The organism is Algoriella xinjiangensis (assembly GCF_900115015.1).
In the GTDB taxonomy this organism is placed as follows: Bacteria; Bacteroidota; Bacteroidia; order Flavobacteriales; family Weeksellaceae; genus Empedobacter; species Empedobacter xinjiangensis.
In genome coordinates this window covers 106,714-121,360 of the sequence record NZ_FOUZ01000010.1, presented here as the reverse complement: position 1 = coordinate 121,360, position 14,647 = coordinate 106,714, and the positions used below count along the sequence as shown (strand labels likewise).

Here is a 14,647-nt window from a genome sequence, read left to right as displayed (position 1 = left end):
TCCCGCTAATTGGCGGGATTTTTTGTAACATATTGTATGATTTTTACAATTTCATCTAAACCATCAGTCAAAGCTGCGGGACCAGGTTGTAAAATTAATTCAGATTTTATTTCGAACAAAAAGTTGTTTTGAACGGCTTTTACTTGATCAAATCCCAAACGTTTTTTTACTTTTTCTGGTTTGAACATTTTTCCACACCACGAACCAATAATAACTTCTGGATTTCGGTCTATTACTTGTTCATCTAACAAAATTCTATCTTTTGCTAACGCTTTATTTTTAAGTTCGGGAAAAGCTAATCTTCCACCAGCTATTTCAATCAAATCATTAACCCAAGCGCTTCCAGAAATAATTGGTTCGTCCCATTCTTCAAAAAAAACAGTTGGTTGATAAGCTAAATTTTGAGCTTCTAATTTTATTTTATGGATACGATTTTGATAGTTTTCAATCAATTCAAATCCTTTTTCTTGGCAACCAATCAAAGATGTAAATTGTACAATCATATTCAGAATTTCTTCGACTGTATGATGATTAAAAATAAAAACGTTAATTCCACGTCGAATTAATTCTGCCGCAATATCAGCTTGTAAATCCGAATATCCAATCACCAAATCTGGTTGCAAAGCAATAATATCTTCAAATTTAGCATCTAAAAAAGTAGAGACTTTAGGCTTTTCTTTTCTGGCTTCGGGCGGACGATATGTAAAACCACTAATTCCGACCAAGCGATGTTGTTCGCCAATTGCGTATAAAATTTCGGTGCCTTCTTCTGTTAAACAAACTATTCGTTGCGGATATCGATGGATAAACATTGCTTATTTTTTTTATAAATATAAGCTTAGAAATTCAATTTCGAAAATGATATAATCAGATGAATGAGCTTTGATGGTATAAAATTTGTGACCTAAATCACAGGTGTATTTTGATAAAAGGACGGAAATTTGCATAAAGAATTTAAGAAAAATGAAAAACATATTTATTATAAACGGAGGTCAGAATTTTGCACATTCTGGCGGAGCATTCAATAAAACATTAACTGGTTGGACAGCAGATTTTTTTACAGCAAATGATTTTGATGTTCGAATATTTAATATAAACAATGAATTTGATGCAATTGCGGAAGTCGAAAACTTTAAGTGGGCAGATATTATTGTTTATAATACGCCGATTTGGTGGTTTCAAGTTCCAAATCGTTTAAAAAAATACATTGATGATGTTTTTACGGCAGGACACCAAAACGGAATGTATGCAAGTGATGGGCGTTCGCGCAAAAATCCTGCAATTAATTACGGTACTGGAGGTTTAATGCAAGGTAAAAAATACATTGTAAATTCTACTTGGAATGCGCCCGACACGGCTTTTACATTGCCTGGAGAGTTTTTTAATGAAACATCTGTAGATGATGGTATTTTATTTGGTTTTCACCACATGAATGCTTTTGTTGGAATGACTAAAATTCAAGGTTTTCACTTTCATGATTTAGAAAAAAATGCGACAGAAGAACGTATTGAGAATTATAGAAAAGAATACACAAAACATCTTGAATCAATTTTTGTAACCGAAGAAAATTTAGTAAAATGATCTATATAACTGCTATTGTAAAAAGTAAATCGGCTTATTTGGACGAAGTAAAATCTGTTTTAGAAAACATGGTTACCGAAACTAGAAAAGAAAAAGCTTGTATAAAATATGACTTGCACCAAGGTATTGAAGATAAAAATCAATTCGTGTTTTATGAAATTTGGGAGAATCAAGAAGGATTAAATCTTCATAATCAGCAACCATATATACAAGAATTTATATCGTTGCCTGCCGATTATTTAGAAGAAAAACCTTTGGTTCTTCTTACACAGAAAATTGAGAAATAAATTATGAAAATAATCGAATAAGAATCGTTTTGAGTTGTATTTTACTTTTAAGTATTAGTATTATTTATGCTCAACAAAAATCTAAACCAATGAAAGATAAAATTTTATTTGTAGTAACAAGTCACGAAGAGAAAGGAAATACGGGAGAAAAAACAGGTTATTTTTTAAGTGAAGTTTCACATCCATGGAAAGTGTTAACGGAAGCTGGATATGAAATAGATTTTGTTAGTCCTAAAGGTGGAAATCCTCCAGTTGATGGATTTGATTTGACAGATGAAGAAAATAAAGAGTTTTGGGAAAACGAATATTATCACAACAAAATTTCTAATACAATGAAGCCATCTGATGTGAAACCAGAGCAATACAAAGCAATTTTTTATGCTGGTGGACACGGTGCAGTTTGGGATTTACCAAATAATGAAGATATAGCAGCAATTGCAACCAAAATTTATGAAAAAAATGGTGTTGTTGCAGCTGTTTGTCATGGTCCAGCCGGATTGTTAAACATCAAATTAAGCAATGGTAAATACTTAATTGATGGTAAAAAAGTAAATGGATTTAGTAATGAAGAAGAAGAAATTGTGAAATTGACGAATGTTGTTCCTTTTCTTTTAGAAGATAAATTAAAATCACAAGGCGGAGTTTATGAAAAATCTGCTCCTTGGGAAATTCATGTTACGGTTGATCAGCGTTTAATAACAGGACAAAATCCGCAATCTGCCAAGGCAGTTGGGGAAGCAATGAAAGTTGCATTGAGTAAATAATTTTTTAAATATATTAATAATAGCGTATTTCATTTCTTAACTTTGAGAAATGGAATACGCTATTTTTTTACGTCAACATATTGAGGATATTGTAGCTTTAACTGATGAAGAATTTCAAACAATATTACCGTATTATTCGCCTGTAGAAGTAAATAAAAAGGAATTACTTATAGAAGCTGGACAAATTATTACGTCCGAATTTTTGGTTGTAAAAGGTTGTTTAAAAGCATTTACAGAGGATGAGCTTGGTAAAGAATATATCATTCAATTTGCAATGGAAAATTGGTGGATTTCGGATTATCCTGCATTAGTAAAAGAAACAAAAGGAAATGTTTGTGTACAAGCTTTAGAAGATTGTTTTGTATTAGAACTTAGTTTTGAAGACCGAAAAAAAATGTGCGAAGCTGTTCCTAAAATGTATATTTTTCATGGTGAAAAAGCATTTTCGGGTTATGTTGCATTACAAAAAAGAGTTTTATCGATGATGAAAAATTCAGCCAAAGAAAAATATGAGTTGTTATTGCATCAATATCCAGCACTTTTTCAGCGTGTTTCTAAAACCATGATTGCCCAATATCTTGGTGTTTCTAGAGAAACATTGAGTAGATTGACAAAGAAATAAATATTTAAATTTTAAAAATTTAAATCATTAAAAAAACGATACAACTTTATCGATTGTATCGTTTTTAAAATTGTTGTTATATAGTTATTTGTGTCCTAAATAAATTTGAAGACCTACAGCCAAACCTAATCCGTTTTGTGCTTCAGCATTTGCTAAATTAGATTTTGAGTAATTGTAACCTAACATACCTTCTAACGCAACATTTCTTGTGATAAAATGTGCATATCCAGCATTTACACCAAATCCAAAAGATGTGTCAGAAACACCACCAGATTTAGCTCCAGTTATACCAACTTCTCCTTGTCCAAAAAAGCGTCCCGTAGAACTTGCTCCTTCAGGGAAATAATAACGAGCAAAAGGCATTAATTTATATTGATAAATATTGTCGTGATCTTTTACCGTTTGTAAACCAAATCCAGTTGTTAAACCAACAGCAAATCCATCAGAAATAAAATATCCAGCTTGTGGGCTCAAGTTAATGTTAAAGTTTTCTCCTTCAAAAGAATATCCTAAAGAACCGATAGAACCACCAACTAACCAATTACCTTCTTTGATTGGCGTAGAACCAACATTTGCAGAAGTTTGAGGAGTTGTAACGTCTTGTCCGAATGCAATCATTGAAAATGGAATCGCAATAATTGCTAAAATAATTTTTTTCATAATGTTTCGATTTAGACTTTATTAAATTCCATAAATTATACCAAAATTTGTTAAAATTTTAAATTTAACAAATTGATTATTAAGTCAATAATTGTTATTCGGAAATTTTTATGATTCACTTTTATTTGTTGAAGCTTCTCTATTATTCATTTGTCCTTTTCAATTTATAGATAAGATTTTATTTTAAAAATGATAAGGAATTATATTTCAGTGGTGTATAATTAGTGTGAATAAGATAAATATGGATTATTTTATCAAAAAGAGTAATAATTCCATATAAATCATTATTTTAGTCGAATATTTTTTTGCCGAAAACCTACTTCAAACGACAATATAATGTACAAGTAACACCATTTATTTAACAGATGAAAAAATTTTTAGGAGCTATAACTCTACTTATAACAATTGGAATTTCAGACTTAAACGCACAATATGCCTCAGAATATGATGGAGGTTTAGTTGTTAAATTAAATCCTGAAGGAAATAAATACATTCGATTCATTTTATGGGGACAAACTTGGTTTCAAGATTATGAAGGTAAAAATGTAAATGACGGTTTTTCTATCAAAAGAGCGCGTGTTTTGGCTTATTCTCAAATTAACGATCGATTTATGATCTTAACGCATTTTGGTGCAAATGGAATTTATGATAACAATCTTTCTCCGATGGGAAAAAGTACAGATGTTACATTTTTTCTGCACGAAATGTTTTTACAATATAAAGTAACAGATAATTTAGCGATTGGTGCTGGAGTGCATAATTTTGGTGGAATTTCGCGAGGAAATGGGCAAGGGTCTATTAATATGTTAACATTAGATAATAATCGTGCAGACTGGTCTACACTTGGATTATCTGATCAATTTACAAACCATTTAGGGATATTTGCAAAAGGTAGAATTGGTAAGTTAAATTATCGTTTAGCATTAAGCGATGCCATTACAAATACATTGGATGGTAATGCAACAACTGAACTGCAAAATGGACAAGAAAAATACTTAGGTAAAGCAATTCTTGGAGAAGGAAAATATGCGATTTCGGGTTATTTTGATTATCAATTCTTGGATCAAGAATCTAATGTTCTTCCGTATCGCGTGGGTACATATTTAGGCGCAAAAAAGGTTTTTAATATTGGTGCTGGTTTCTTTAATCAAAGTAATGCAATTGTCAGAAAAGATAATGCTGAAAACTTAATTGGAGAAGATGTGACACATTTTGCAGTTGATGCTTTTTATGATACACCGATTGGTAAAAATTCATCTATAACGGCTTATGCGAAATATCAAAATTCGGATATGGGCGAAAAATATTTACAAGGAAATGTGGTTGGAGATGGAAATCAATTTTCTGGTCATGTAGGCTATTTATTGCCTAAAAATATAAAAGATGGTGAGTCTAAATTCAGAAATCGTATTCAACCTTATGTTGGATATTCACACCGTGATTTTAAAGGTTTGATAGAGCCTGTAAAAGAATTTAAAGTAGGAGGGAACTGGTATATTGATGGGCAAAATGCTAAAATTTCGGTCGAATATCAACATGCTTTTGATCAATCCAAAAAATCAGATGGTATGTTTACAATACAAGCGATGATATTGTTATAAATAAAAAAAATCCACTCAATTGAGTGGATTTTTTTTATGTTATGATTGATTAAAACTGTTTTATATCTGTACGTTTTCCGTGATAAAATAATATTTTCCAATATTCGTTTTTGGCTTGTTCTTCCCATCGCAAACGATCTTCCATTGCTTTATGTCCATCAACATCATTTTTGAAAGCGGCATGATATTTTAAATAATTTAGTTGAGGTAAATTATCTGCACCATAAAAAACGGTTTCATCGTTATTTTTTATCCAGAAAACTTGTTGAAAAGGAACATGTCCGCCCGTCATTTCAAAATGAATATTTTCTGAAATATCACCTTCATTTTCATTCATCCAAACAATATTTTTAAAGTTTTTTAACTTTTCTAATCGTTCATAATTGTATGAATTATTGGTTTGAGCAATCGCATAATCGTATTCTTTTTGTTGAATATAAATCTGTGCATTCGGAAAATTACATACAAATTCTTCGCCAATCCAAGTTCCTATTCCGTTGATGTGATCTTTGTGTAGATGCGAAATCAAAACCTTTGAAATTGCTGTAGAATTAAGTCCATTTTCTCTTAATTTCTTTATCAAAATTGGTTCACATTCTTCTTCGCCGCCATATCCTGCATCAATCAAAATATTTTCATCACCAATTTGCACCAAAAATGGTCGAACAATTAAATAATAACCTTCCGTTGGTTTACCATCAATTAAATCTGGACTTACATAATGAAAATCTTTTTTTAAACTCACTTCATAAACTCCTTCTAGCAAGGGAATAACTTTCATCTCGAAAAATTTTAACAAAGGTACTCGTTTATATATTTTTTGCATAAAAAAAGGCTTCCAATTGGAAGCCTTTTCTATATAAAATCGATTGATTTTTATTTTAAATAATCAGGATAATATATTACTTTTTTTCTTCTTTTTCGGCTAAACGAGTAGGAACTATCGGAACGAAAAGTGCTTGTTTTATAATCTTTTCTTTTGGTAATTTTTCAATTACATCTGCTTCGTTTCTGTATTTATTTACACCAATTAATTTGATGATTTGCTCATCAAAATCCTTTTGTTCTTTCTTAGCGCTAGAATAAATAAAATCTTGTAACGTTTCATTTTCTAATGCTCTTACAAATCCACCAACATTTTGTATTGTTTTGAACAATTCTAATGCATTTTCAGCCAATTGATTTGTTAAGCTTTCAATGTAAAAAGAACCAGCAGCAGGATCAGAAAATTGATTTAAATAAGACTCTTTTTGCAACAATAATTGTTGTTTTGCAGCTAATTCTAAACCAAAATCAGTTTCATTATTTACTTCGTCATACGAACCTACAAATACAGCGTCGCTTGCACCAAAAACGGCAGCAGACGATTCTAAAGTTGTACGAATAACGTTGTTGTAAATATCTAATTTAGATTTATTTCGATCAGACGTTGTAGTAAATATAAAGGCTTCACTTTCTTTATTATATTGCTCTAAAATCATTTTCCATAAAAAGCGGAAAGCTCTTAATTTTGCAACTTCGAAGAAATAATTACTTCCGACAGCAAATTTAAAATAGATTTTATCGGCAATATCAGCTCCAAAAGTTTCTAAATATTCTACTGCATGCGCCAATGTAATCGCAAGTTGTTGCACGTGATTTGCACCTGCATTTTGGTAAACATCTGCTTGAATTGAAATAACTTTTTCGAAATTTTTTAATTCTAAAACTTCTTTTACCAATTCTTTAGAAGCTGCTTTTGAGTCATTTTGCCATAATCCATTCTGAGCCAAATAACCATAAATATCTAAATCTAAATATTTAAGATTCGGAATATTTTCTAACGATTTTAAATCAGTAGAGCCATCAAATTGAATAAATAAATCTAAGTAATGAGGAAGTTCAATCTTTTCATTAAAACTTTTCTGAGGAATTAAATAACCGTATAAAAAGCTGTAATCTTGGTTGATATTTCCGGTGTATTTTGAGATAATTTTCCAATCTTTTGTACTTCTTGGCAAAGGTTGAATTGCAGAATAATCAACATCATCTTTTGTATACAATGGTTTCACGTTAATGTGATCATTTGTTCCCCAAACCAATGTTTCATTATATTCTAAACCTTTTAGTTCAACCTGAACTTTATTTTTCCATTCTTTGTCAGAAATTATGTCAAAATTCTCAAATAATTTACTCATTGTCCTTTTTTTGTGGCTTTTTTACTTTTTCTTGTTCAATGATAAAAATATCTTCATCATCTTTTTTCAAGAAATGGTTTTCTCTTGCAATTCGCTCTATTTCGGCAGGATTACTGTTAAGTTGATCTAATTTTTCAGTTTCGGTATTTAAATGTTCCTGAAAATAAGATTCATCAACTTCTAAAAGTTGAATTTGTTTATCTAACTCACGGTGTACAAAAAAAGAATTTTGGTCGAAAAAAAACATCCAAACAGCAAATGCAATTGTCAAAATAAAATAACGATTCCACACAAATTTTACAACACGTGTATCCATTATTTTTTTCTTTGGCGTAAGCTCTTCATCCAATATTTCTTCCGACTTATCTTTCATTATACGGTAGTTTTAGAGTTCAATTTTTCTTTAATTACAGTTGATAAAACTTTGATTGCGACAGAATTTTTCTTCTTCATATTCGGAATAATAATGTCTGCATAATTTTTAGAAGGTTCTATAAATTGCTGATGCATAGGTTTTAATGTTTTTTGATAACGTGTTAAAACTTCATCCAAATCACGACCTCTTTCTTGTATATCACGGCGAACACGGCGAATAAGACGCTCGTCAGAATCTGCATGTACAAAGATTTTTACATCAAACAATTCGCGTAAATCTGCATCAGTCAAAACTAAAATACCTTCGACAATAATGACAGATTGTGGATGCGTTAAAATTGTTTCATCTTGACGGCTATGCGTAATAAACGAATAGACAGGTTGCGAAACAGACTCTCCATTTTTTAGAGCAGCAACATGTTCTTTCAATAATTCAAAATCAATTGATCTTGGATGATCAAAATTAATTTTTGAACGTTCTTCAAAAGATAATTCTGGTTGATCTTTATAATAATTATCTTGTGAAATTACGATAACGCTTTCTGCGTTTAAATCACGTAAAATATTATGTACAACCGTTGTCTTTCCAGAACCAGTTCCTCCTGCAATACCAATTACTAGCATGTTCTTTTTCTTGTTTTTCTTATTTTCCTTAATTGATTTCATTGCAAGATCCCTTGAAAAAATTTCTTAAATATACTCGTTTCATATCAGAATCTAAAATAAAAAATTAGCGATTTGCGAATGATTTTTGTTGTGTCAATGTAGTATTATTGGTTGGTTGACTTTTAAGAAAACGAATAATACTCGACCAATTTATAATTGATAGAGTTTTTAATCGATTATTTAGATGTAATACAGACATTTAGTGTTTATTGTACATAAAAAAAGTACTTTACAGTACTTTGCTTTCTTTAAATCGGATGCAAAGGAAAGAAAAAATAATAAAATTTTTATTTTTTTTTATCATTATATTTATACGATTAGAACCATTTACAACAACAGACTATGAATGATTTATTGTCAATTTCAACTATTTTTTCCCTTTTCTTGGGAATTGGTTTGGCAGCTGCCGCAGGTTTCAGGATCTTTTTACCCTTATTTGTTTTAAGTTTAGCTGTAAAACTTGGAGGTAGTTTTATTAATTTAGATGAAAGTTGGTTGTGGATTGGGAGTACACCAGCGCTAATAACGTTAGGTGTTGCAATGTTGGTAGAAATTGGCGCGTATTATATTCCACTTATAGATAATATGCTAGATACGATTGCTGTTCCGTTAGCAGGTGTGGCTGGTACAATTGCGGTGGGAATTACAATGCCCGAAATGAATGAAGTTGCAACATGGGCTTTGGCAATTATTGCTGGAGGAGGAACTGCGGCTGCAATTAGCGGTACTACAGCTGCTGCACGAGCCGTTTCGACGACTACAACGGCAGGAGCTGGAAATTTTTTAGTGAATACAGGAGAAACTTTAAGTTCTACAGTTTTAAGTATCACGGCTATTGTTCTTGCACCATTGGCTTTTATAATTGCTGTTGTTATTTTGTATGGTTGTTACCGAGTTTTTAAGAAAATTAAACGAAAAGGTGACGAATTATTAGCGAGAGAATTATAATTAAATTTAATATAAAACTAAAAAAGACCAACTTAAGTTGGTCTTTTTTTATGAGATATAAATGATTTTAATCGACTTTAAATTGTTGTTTATAAGTTTCAAATGCTTGCATCAAATTTTCTTCGATGGCTTTTGGCATTCTGCGAGTTGCTTCAAATTCGTTTGAAGAAAGCGACTTGAAATGAGAAAGAGTCGGAATTAATTCTATCGAATTAACCAACATTTCAATTTCAATTTCATATTGTCGATAAGCAACCGAATGAAACGTATCATTATTATAAACAGCTACACGTTTTTGTTCAATCAAAAAACCTGCATCGGCTTCTGTGTCTACAAAATGTGTTGTTACACCAATTTCTACACCTTTCGTAATTGCCCATTTTAGCGAATCTAAACCACGTGTTAAAGGTAAAAAACCAGGATGCGTATTGATTATTTTATGATTCTCGACTAACTCATCAGGTAATAAACCTGCGCCAGCTATAATCACATAATCTGCCTGAAAATCGTTTAATTGATTGTTCAAACTATCAGCTGTTGTTAAATCAAAAGCATAATCAAAATTTTGACAAAAATCAATCGGTTCAACTTCTATCGATTTACTTGGACGATGCTGATAGATTGGTTTGAAAGGATTTTCGCGCTGCACAAAAGGCAAAGCAAAAACATGTACATTTTTGTAACCTTTTGCTTTCAATCCATTCAAAACATCTTGCGTTTTACGATGTGGCGTATTGTAAGATATAACAGCAATTTTGGGTTGATTCATTTTCTATTTATTAATTAAATATTTTTTGTGATAATCAACCACATTATCAATCGGTTTACGAATAATATGACCTACTGTTAAGTGATATTGTGCGGCTGCCGAACGTATTACATCTTCGTAAATATGAGCGATAGAACCAATAAAATTTAATTCTGAATGACGTGCTTCTTCGTAAGGTAAAATTTGATATTCAATAAACGAAGACATTGCATCATAAATAATTTTCTGAATAAATGGATCGTTTTTATGTTCAACCACAAATTTATTGAAAGAAGCTAAATACGTATTCGCAAATTTATTTTGATAAACATTTTTGTTTAATTCATCAACGCTCAATTTGTAGTAATCATCAAATGCTTTTGCCAAATGAGGAGGCATTTTTTTAGTAAAAAAAGCTCTTAAAATTCTTTTTCCTAAATCATTTCCAGAACCTTCGTCACCTAAAATATACGCTAATGATTTTGTTTCTTCGCGCATTGTTTCTCCGTCAAAATAACATGAGTTAGAGCCCGTTCCTAGGATACAAACCATTGCTGGTTTTCCCATGTATGACGCATAACAAGCAGCAAGTAAGTCATGATCGATTACAAATTCTGCATTTGTAAAAAAGGCTTGTAATCCTTTTTTTACAACTTCGTGCATTGCTTCGCTAGAAGTTCCTGCTCCGTAAAAAAATACTTTAGTTATATCTTGTACAATTGGTTTAAAATCTTCGTTTTGCTGTAATTCTGTATAAATATCTTCATCAGAAACAAAATAAGGGTTAAAACCTATTGTATTTGTTCTTAAAACTTCATTCAAGTCATCTCCTAAAATAACCCAATCCGTTTTCGTAGAACCGCTATCTGCTATTGCAATCATTTTTTTATAATTGATTTTGTTGAGGAGTGCTAAAATAACATTCTTTTAACAATGAACATAAAAAAATGCCTGAAATTTTCAGGCATTTAACAATGATTTATATTAATGTTCGTGATTTTCATCTACTACATCGATTTCGATAAAAGTTTGCGTTTGGTTTCCAGCTTTATCAATTAAAAATAATCCTAAATGATAATGACCATCTTTTATTCCTTCTGCCGGAATTGTTACTTTATGACTTAATGTGTATTCTTTAGTGCCTGCGGGTATTGCAATTTCCGCGTCATATTCCCAGTTTACATCCGCTGTTTTATGCTGATGTCCGTCCGAAGCCGAATGTATTTCTACTTTAACGGTACTTAATTCAGTTTCATCTTTCAAAATTGCCTCGATTAAAACATCATCACCTAAATGAAAATGTGCATCATCTTTTGGCGAAATCAGATTTATTTCGGGTTTTGTTGTATCTAATGTAGTATCGTCATCAGAACAAGATGAAATAAATAATGCGGCGATTGAAACGAATGTATATTTTAAGATTGAATTTTTCATGTTTTTAAATTTTATAATTTGAATAATAATGATGTTTTTAGATTTGGGTTGATAAATCTGTTGTATCATTATTAGATGGCGGACCACGCGTAAAATTTAGCTCGATTGTAGAAAAAACAATGTTTTCTATACAATTTAGACTTTCCTTTCTCTGAAAATTATCTTCTTCATTTTGTTCGATTTTTGGTTCATCATGCGTATCAATAAAAACATTGTAAAACGTAAAATGATGACATTGATGATGAATAACTTCTTTCTTTTGATAGGAAATAGTTTCCGAATGATCAATTAAAGAAAAGTGAAGTTGGTTAAAAATCTGGATAGAAAAGATGATAAATCCAAAGAATAGTCCAAAAATTGGATTATACTTTTTCATCAATCAACTATTTTCCGAACGGTATTCCTAGCATCACTTGTATATTTCGGGCTTGTTCTGGTAATTGCAAAGCACGATAAAAACTGGTGTGATTGTAGTAATTTTTGTTCAGTAAATTAGAAACTTGAATACTTAAATCTGCTTTAAAATTGTTGAATTTTATTTGCGTTTTTCCGCCAATTCCGACTAAAAAATAAGAAGGTGTAATATCTTCATTTTGTGCAATTTTATCTTGCTCAAAAGTATATTTTCCATTCGCGAAAAAACTGATATTTGTTAAGAATCCAGCAGGTTCTATCACTTTATAATTTAGTTGTCCAAACAAATTATTAGCAGGCGTAAAAGGTAAATAATAACCTAATTTATTATTTTCTGTTAATTGACGATTGTACAAATATTCGTAAACAAGATTTGCATCAAAATTTTCGTTGATTTTTTTACGAACCTCAAATTCAAAACCAGTTAACAAGGCTTTGCTTTGCGTATATTGATAAATTTGACCGCCATGTGGCAAAATAGAAAATTGACCAGATGGTTTTAAGAAAATATAATTGCTAAAATAATATGCGTACGGACTTACCGAAATATCCCAGTCATTTTTATGAAAAACGGTTTTAAAATCAAAAGCAATTCCTTTTTCTACATCCAAATTTTCATCGCCACGTTCGTGTCTAAAACTACCGTGATGAATTCCGTTAGAACCTAGTTCTATAGCTGTTGGTAAACGGAAATTAGTTCCGATATTTAGATTAAAATCCCACAAATCATTTGGCTGAAAAGTTGTTCCAACCATTGCGTTTAAATTGCTGAAATTTCGGTTAATTGTTTTGCTTCTATTGGCGTAATAATCAGCGATACCAGCTGAATTTCCTTTCTCGACTAAATAATCATATAAAAATTGGTCAAAATAACCTTCGGATTTAAATGTAGAATAATCGTAACGTAGACCAGCAGTCACTTTCCAACGGTTATTTTGTTTAAATTCTTCGATTAAAAATCCACTAAAAATATTTCGATCATATTGCGGTAAAAGATAGTTGTATCCTGCAATATTGTTCGTTTGTAATTGTGCTTGCGCACCAATAATTGTTTTAAAATTTTTATTGTGATTATGTTCAAATTTTAATTGCGTGTCATACGTAGATAAATCAAAATCTAACTCGGTATTTGGATTTTTTTCTGGCGCTTGTTGATTTGCATAATGCGTATGAAAAGCGCTCATTTCCTGTCTTCTGTTGTTTTGAAAACTCGTTACAAGCTTAAAAATATCTTTTGTATTTAAACGAAATTCGTTTTCAGAAATAACTTTAAAATGATTTACTTTTTGATACGGAAATTCGATATTTCTATAATTTCCATCATCTTGTAAACGTTCTACAGACGGAATTCCATGAGATCCTGGAAAAAAACCAACCTTTTGATTTACATTAGAAATCGTTAAAATAGAACGAAATTTTTCGCCTACATAACCCGCTTGTATTTCTGCATTTACATCTCGTCCAGCCGTGTTTTTTACACGTTTATTGTAAATTGGCAGATAGCGATTTAAGTAATAAATACGATCTGTTGTTGTGCGATAATCGGCATAATCAGAATAAGAGCCTTTTATTTTATAAAAGAATTTATCGCCACGGGCTTTCAAATTAAATCCGATTCCATAATTATCATTTATAGATTGATAAAGCGCTTTTGTTTCGCCAGAAATCGAATGTTTTGCAGGTAAATTATTGTTATTAATTTTGATAACACCAGCAATAGCTTCGTTTCCGTATTCTAAAGCTGCAGGACCTTTTATTACTTCAATATCTTCTACATTTAGAGCGTCAATTTCTAAACCATGATCGGCTCCCCATTGTTGTCCTTCTTGTTTTACACCGTTTTCTGCAACAATTAATCGGTTAAATCCTAAACCACGAATTATTGGTTTTGAGGTAGAAGATCCGATTCCAGATGCATTAACTCCTGCAATATTTTCGAGGGATTTTGCTAAAGATCCAGCATAATTTTCTTGAATATAAGATTGATCAACGCGCTCTACATTTGCGGTTGTAAAATCGTGATGATGTCCTAAAACAGTCACTTCATCTAAATCAAAAGAGGTGTGAGCTGTTAAATTAAAAACAAAATTTTGTTTGGTATCAAAAGTAATATTTTGAGAAAAAGGTTCGTAGCCTTGTTCGTCAATTTCAATTTGATATTTCCCTTTTTCTAGATTTTCTATTTTAAATTTTCCTTCCGCATCAGAATGATATTCTTGCTTGTCGAAATAAACGGTAGCAAAAGGAATTGGTTTTTGATTTTTATCGGTTACTTGACCTTCAAAAACAGTTTGAGCAAATGCAGTTCCACAAATTAATGTAGCGATAACACTGCATTTTATGTTGATAGACATAAATACAATAATTTAA

The 14,647-nt window shown here is 31.0% G+C and carries 17 protein-coding genes; 6 read left to right on the top strand and 11 right to left on the bottom strand.

Features of this window, described 5'->3' with window-relative positions:
• Window positions 1-5: 5 nt before the first annotated feature.
• On the bottom strand, window positions 6-812 hold the full coding sequence (locus BM072_RS10805; protein WP_092908683.1) for a cobalamin-binding protein: 807 nt from the start codon (window positions 810-812) through the stop codon (window positions 6-8).
• Window positions 813-963: 151 nt separating this feature from the next.
• On the opposite strand from BM072_RS10805, the gene BM072_RS10800 reads away from it, so the two are divergent.
• The 4 genes from BM072_RS10800 to BM072_RS10785 all read left to right on the top strand — a co-directional run bounded on the left by BM072_RS10800 (window position 964) and on the right by BM072_RS10785 (window position 3,254).
• Entirely contained in the window at window positions 964-1,581 is a 618-nt protein-coding gene (locus tag BM072_RS10800; protein WP_092908682.1) for an NAD(P)H-dependent oxidoreductase, read from the top strand.
• A complete protein-coding gene (locus tag BM072_RS10795) occupies window positions 1,578-1,868 on the top strand; it encodes a putative quinol monooxygenase (RefSeq protein WP_092908681.1) in 291 nt (96 codons plus the stop codon). Before BM072_RS10800 ends, BM072_RS10795 begins: the two co-directional genes overlap by 4 nt.
• A gap of 89 nt (window positions 1,869-1,957) precedes the next feature.
• Complete coding sequence (locus BM072_RS10790) at window positions 1,958-2,632, top strand: type 1 glutamine amidotransferase domain-containing protein (protein WP_092908680.1); 675 nt, start codon at window positions 1,958-1,960, stop codon at window positions 2,630-2,632.
• Between the two features lie 49 nt (window positions 2,633-2,681).
• Window positions 2,682-3,254, top strand: coding sequence for a Crp/Fnr family transcriptional regulator (locus BM072_RS10785; protein ID WP_092908679.1), 573 nt, complete (start codon window positions 2,682-2,684; stop codon window positions 3,252-3,254).
• A gap of 84 nt (window positions 3,255-3,338) precedes the next feature.
• Here BM072_RS10785 and BM072_RS10780 read toward each other — a convergent pair whose 3' ends face one another.
• Window positions 3,339-3,914, bottom strand: a complete 576-nt coding sequence (locus tag BM072_RS10780) for an outer membrane beta-barrel protein (protein WP_092908678.1) — start codon at window positions 3,912-3,914, stop codon at window positions 3,339-3,341.
• Window positions 3,915-4,279: 365 nt separating this feature from the next.
• Here BM072_RS10780 and BM072_RS10775 point away from each other — a divergent pair, with 365 nt between their 5' ends.
• The gene (locus tag BM072_RS10775) at window positions 4,280-5,515 is read left to right on the top strand and encodes a hypothetical protein (RefSeq protein ID WP_092908677.1); all 1,236 of its coding nucleotides are present in this window, start codon (window positions 4,280-4,282) and stop codon (window positions 5,513-5,515) included.
• Window positions 5,516-5,564: 49 nt separating this feature from the next.
• Here the strand turns inward: BM072_RS10775 and BM072_RS10770 are convergent, their stop codons facing one another.
• From BM072_RS10770 to udk, 4 genes are all read right to left on the bottom strand, one after another.
• Window positions 5,565-6,296: an MBL fold metallo-hydrolase gene (locus BM072_RS10770; protein WP_177190308.1), complete on the bottom strand. Its 732-nt coding sequence runs from the start codon at window positions 6,294-6,296 to the stop codon at window positions 5,565-5,567.
• A 121-nt stretch (window positions 6,297-6,417) separates the two neighbouring features.
• Window positions 6,418-7,692, bottom strand: a complete 1,275-nt coding sequence (locus BM072_RS10765; RefSeq protein WP_092908675.1) for a methylmalonyl-CoA mutase family protein — start codon at window positions 7,690-7,692, stop codon at window positions 6,418-6,420.
• Complete coding sequence (locus BM072_RS10760; RefSeq protein ID WP_092908674.1) at window positions 7,685-8,065, bottom strand: FtsB family cell division protein; 381 nt, start codon at window positions 8,063-8,065, stop codon at window positions 7,685-7,687. Before BM072_RS10760 ends, BM072_RS10765 begins: the two co-directional genes overlap by 8 nt.
• Entirely contained in the window at window positions 8,065-8,733 is a 669-nt protein-coding gene (gene udk / locus BM072_RS10755) for a uridine kinase (protein ID WP_092908673.1), read from the bottom strand. The genes BM072_RS10760 and udk overlap by 1 nt, the downstream gene beginning before the upstream one ends.
• A gap of 342 nt (window positions 8,734-9,075) precedes the next feature.
• Here udk and BM072_RS10750 point away from each other — a divergent pair, with 342 nt between their 5' ends.
• Window positions 9,076-9,681 carry a DUF4126 domain-containing protein gene (locus BM072_RS10750; RefSeq protein WP_092908672.1) on the top strand — a complete coding sequence of 202 codons (606 nt, stop codon included), beginning with the start codon at window positions 9,076-9,078 and terminating at the stop codon, window positions 9,679-9,681.
• Window positions 9,682-9,748: 67 nt separating this feature from the next.
• On the opposite strand, the gene BM072_RS10745 is transcribed toward BM072_RS10750, so the two are convergent.
• From BM072_RS10745 to BM072_RS10725, 5 genes are all read right to left on the bottom strand, one after another.
• Window positions 9,749-10,450, bottom strand: coding sequence for a formyltransferase family protein (locus BM072_RS10745; RefSeq protein WP_092908671.1), 702 nt, complete (start codon window positions 10,448-10,450; stop codon window positions 9,749-9,751).
• A gap of 3 nt (window positions 10,451-10,453) precedes the next feature.
• Window positions 10,454-11,311, bottom strand: a complete 858-nt coding sequence (locus tag BM072_RS10740; protein WP_092908670.1) for a BadF/BadG/BcrA/BcrD ATPase family protein — start codon at window positions 11,309-11,311, stop codon at window positions 10,454-10,456.
• 102 nt (window positions 11,312-11,413) lie between these two features.
• Window positions 11,414-11,863, bottom strand: a complete 450-nt coding sequence (locus BM072_RS10735; protein ID WP_177190307.1) for a DUF4625 domain-containing protein — start codon at window positions 11,861-11,863, stop codon at window positions 11,414-11,416.
• Window positions 11,864-11,900: 37 nt separating this feature from the next.
• Window positions 11,901-12,239, bottom strand: coding sequence for a hypothetical protein (locus tag BM072_RS10730; RefSeq protein WP_092908668.1), 339 nt, complete (start codon window positions 12,237-12,239; stop codon window positions 11,901-11,903).
• A 7-nt stretch (window positions 12,240-12,246) separates the two neighbouring features.
• Complete coding sequence (locus BM072_RS10725) at window positions 12,247-14,631, bottom strand: TonB-dependent receptor (protein WP_092908667.1); 2,385 nt, start codon at window positions 14,629-14,631, stop codon at window positions 12,247-12,249.
• Window positions 14,632-14,647 lie beyond the last annotated feature (16 nt).

What these genes read in the sequence shown, in the direction of transcription:
- BM072_RS10805 (WP_092908683.1), bottom strand. Translation starts at nt 812, where the DNA reads ATGTTTATCCATCGATATCCGCAACGAATAGTTTGTTTAACAGAAGAA.
- BM072_RS10800 (WP_092908682.1), top strand. Translation starts at nt 964, where the DNA reads ATGAAAAACATATTTATTATAAACGGAGGTCAGAATTTTGCACATTCT.
- BM072_RS10795 (WP_092908681.1), top strand. Translation starts at nt 1,578, where the DNA reads ATGATCTATATAACTGCTATTGTAAAAAGTAAATCGGCTTATTTGGAC.
- BM072_RS10790 (WP_092908680.1), top strand. Translation starts at nt 1,958, where the DNA reads ATGAAAGATAAAATTTTATTTGTAGTAACAAGTCACGAAGAGAAAGGA.
- BM072_RS10785 (WP_092908679.1), top strand. Translation starts at nt 2,682, where the DNA reads ATGGAATACGCTATTTTTTTACGTCAACATATTGAGGATATTGTAGCT.
- BM072_RS10780 (WP_092908678.1), bottom strand. Translation starts at nt 3,914, where the DNA reads ATGAAAAAAATTATTTTAGCAATTATTGCGATTCCATTTTCAATGATT.
- BM072_RS10775 (WP_092908677.1), top strand. Translation starts at nt 4,280, where the DNA reads ATGAAAAAATTTTTAGGAGCTATAACTCTACTTATAACAATTGGAATT.
- BM072_RS10770 (WP_177190308.1), bottom strand. Translation starts at nt 6,296, where the DNA reads ATGAAAGTTATTCCCTTGCTAGAAGGAGTTTATGAAGTGAGTTTAAAA.
- BM072_RS10765 (WP_092908675.1), bottom strand. Translation starts at nt 7,692, where the DNA reads ATGAGTAAATTATTTGAGAATTTTGACATAATTTCTGACAAAGAATGG.
- BM072_RS10760 (WP_092908674.1), bottom strand. Translation starts at nt 8,065, where the DNA reads ATGAAAGATAAGTCGGAAGAAATATTGGATGAAGAGCTTACGCCAAAG.
- udk (WP_092908673.1), bottom strand. Translation starts at nt 8,733, where the DNA reads ATGAAATCAATTAAGGAAAATAAGAAAAACAAGAAAAAGAACATGCTA.
- BM072_RS10750 (WP_092908672.1), top strand. Translation starts at nt 9,076, where the DNA reads ATGAATGATTTATTGTCAATTTCAACTATTTTTTCCCTTTTCTTGGGA.
- BM072_RS10745 (WP_092908671.1), bottom strand. Translation starts at nt 10,450, where the DNA reads ATGAATCAACCCAAAATTGCTGTTATATCTTACAATACGCCACATCGT.
- BM072_RS10740 (WP_092908670.1), bottom strand. Translation starts at nt 11,311, where the DNA reads ATGATTGCAATAGCAGATAGCGGTTCTACGAAAACGGATTGGGTTATT.
- BM072_RS10735 (WP_177190307.1), bottom strand. Translation starts at nt 11,863, where the DNA reads ATGAAAAATTCAATCTTAAAATATACATTCGTTTCAATCGCCGCATTA.
- BM072_RS10730 (WP_092908668.1), bottom strand. Translation starts at nt 12,239, where the DNA reads ATGAAAAAGTATAATCCAATTTTTGGACTATTCTTTGGATTTATCATC.
- BM072_RS10725 (WP_092908667.1), bottom strand. Translation starts at nt 14,631, where the DNA reads ATGTCTATCAACATAAAATGCAGTGTTATCGCTACATTAATTTGTGGA.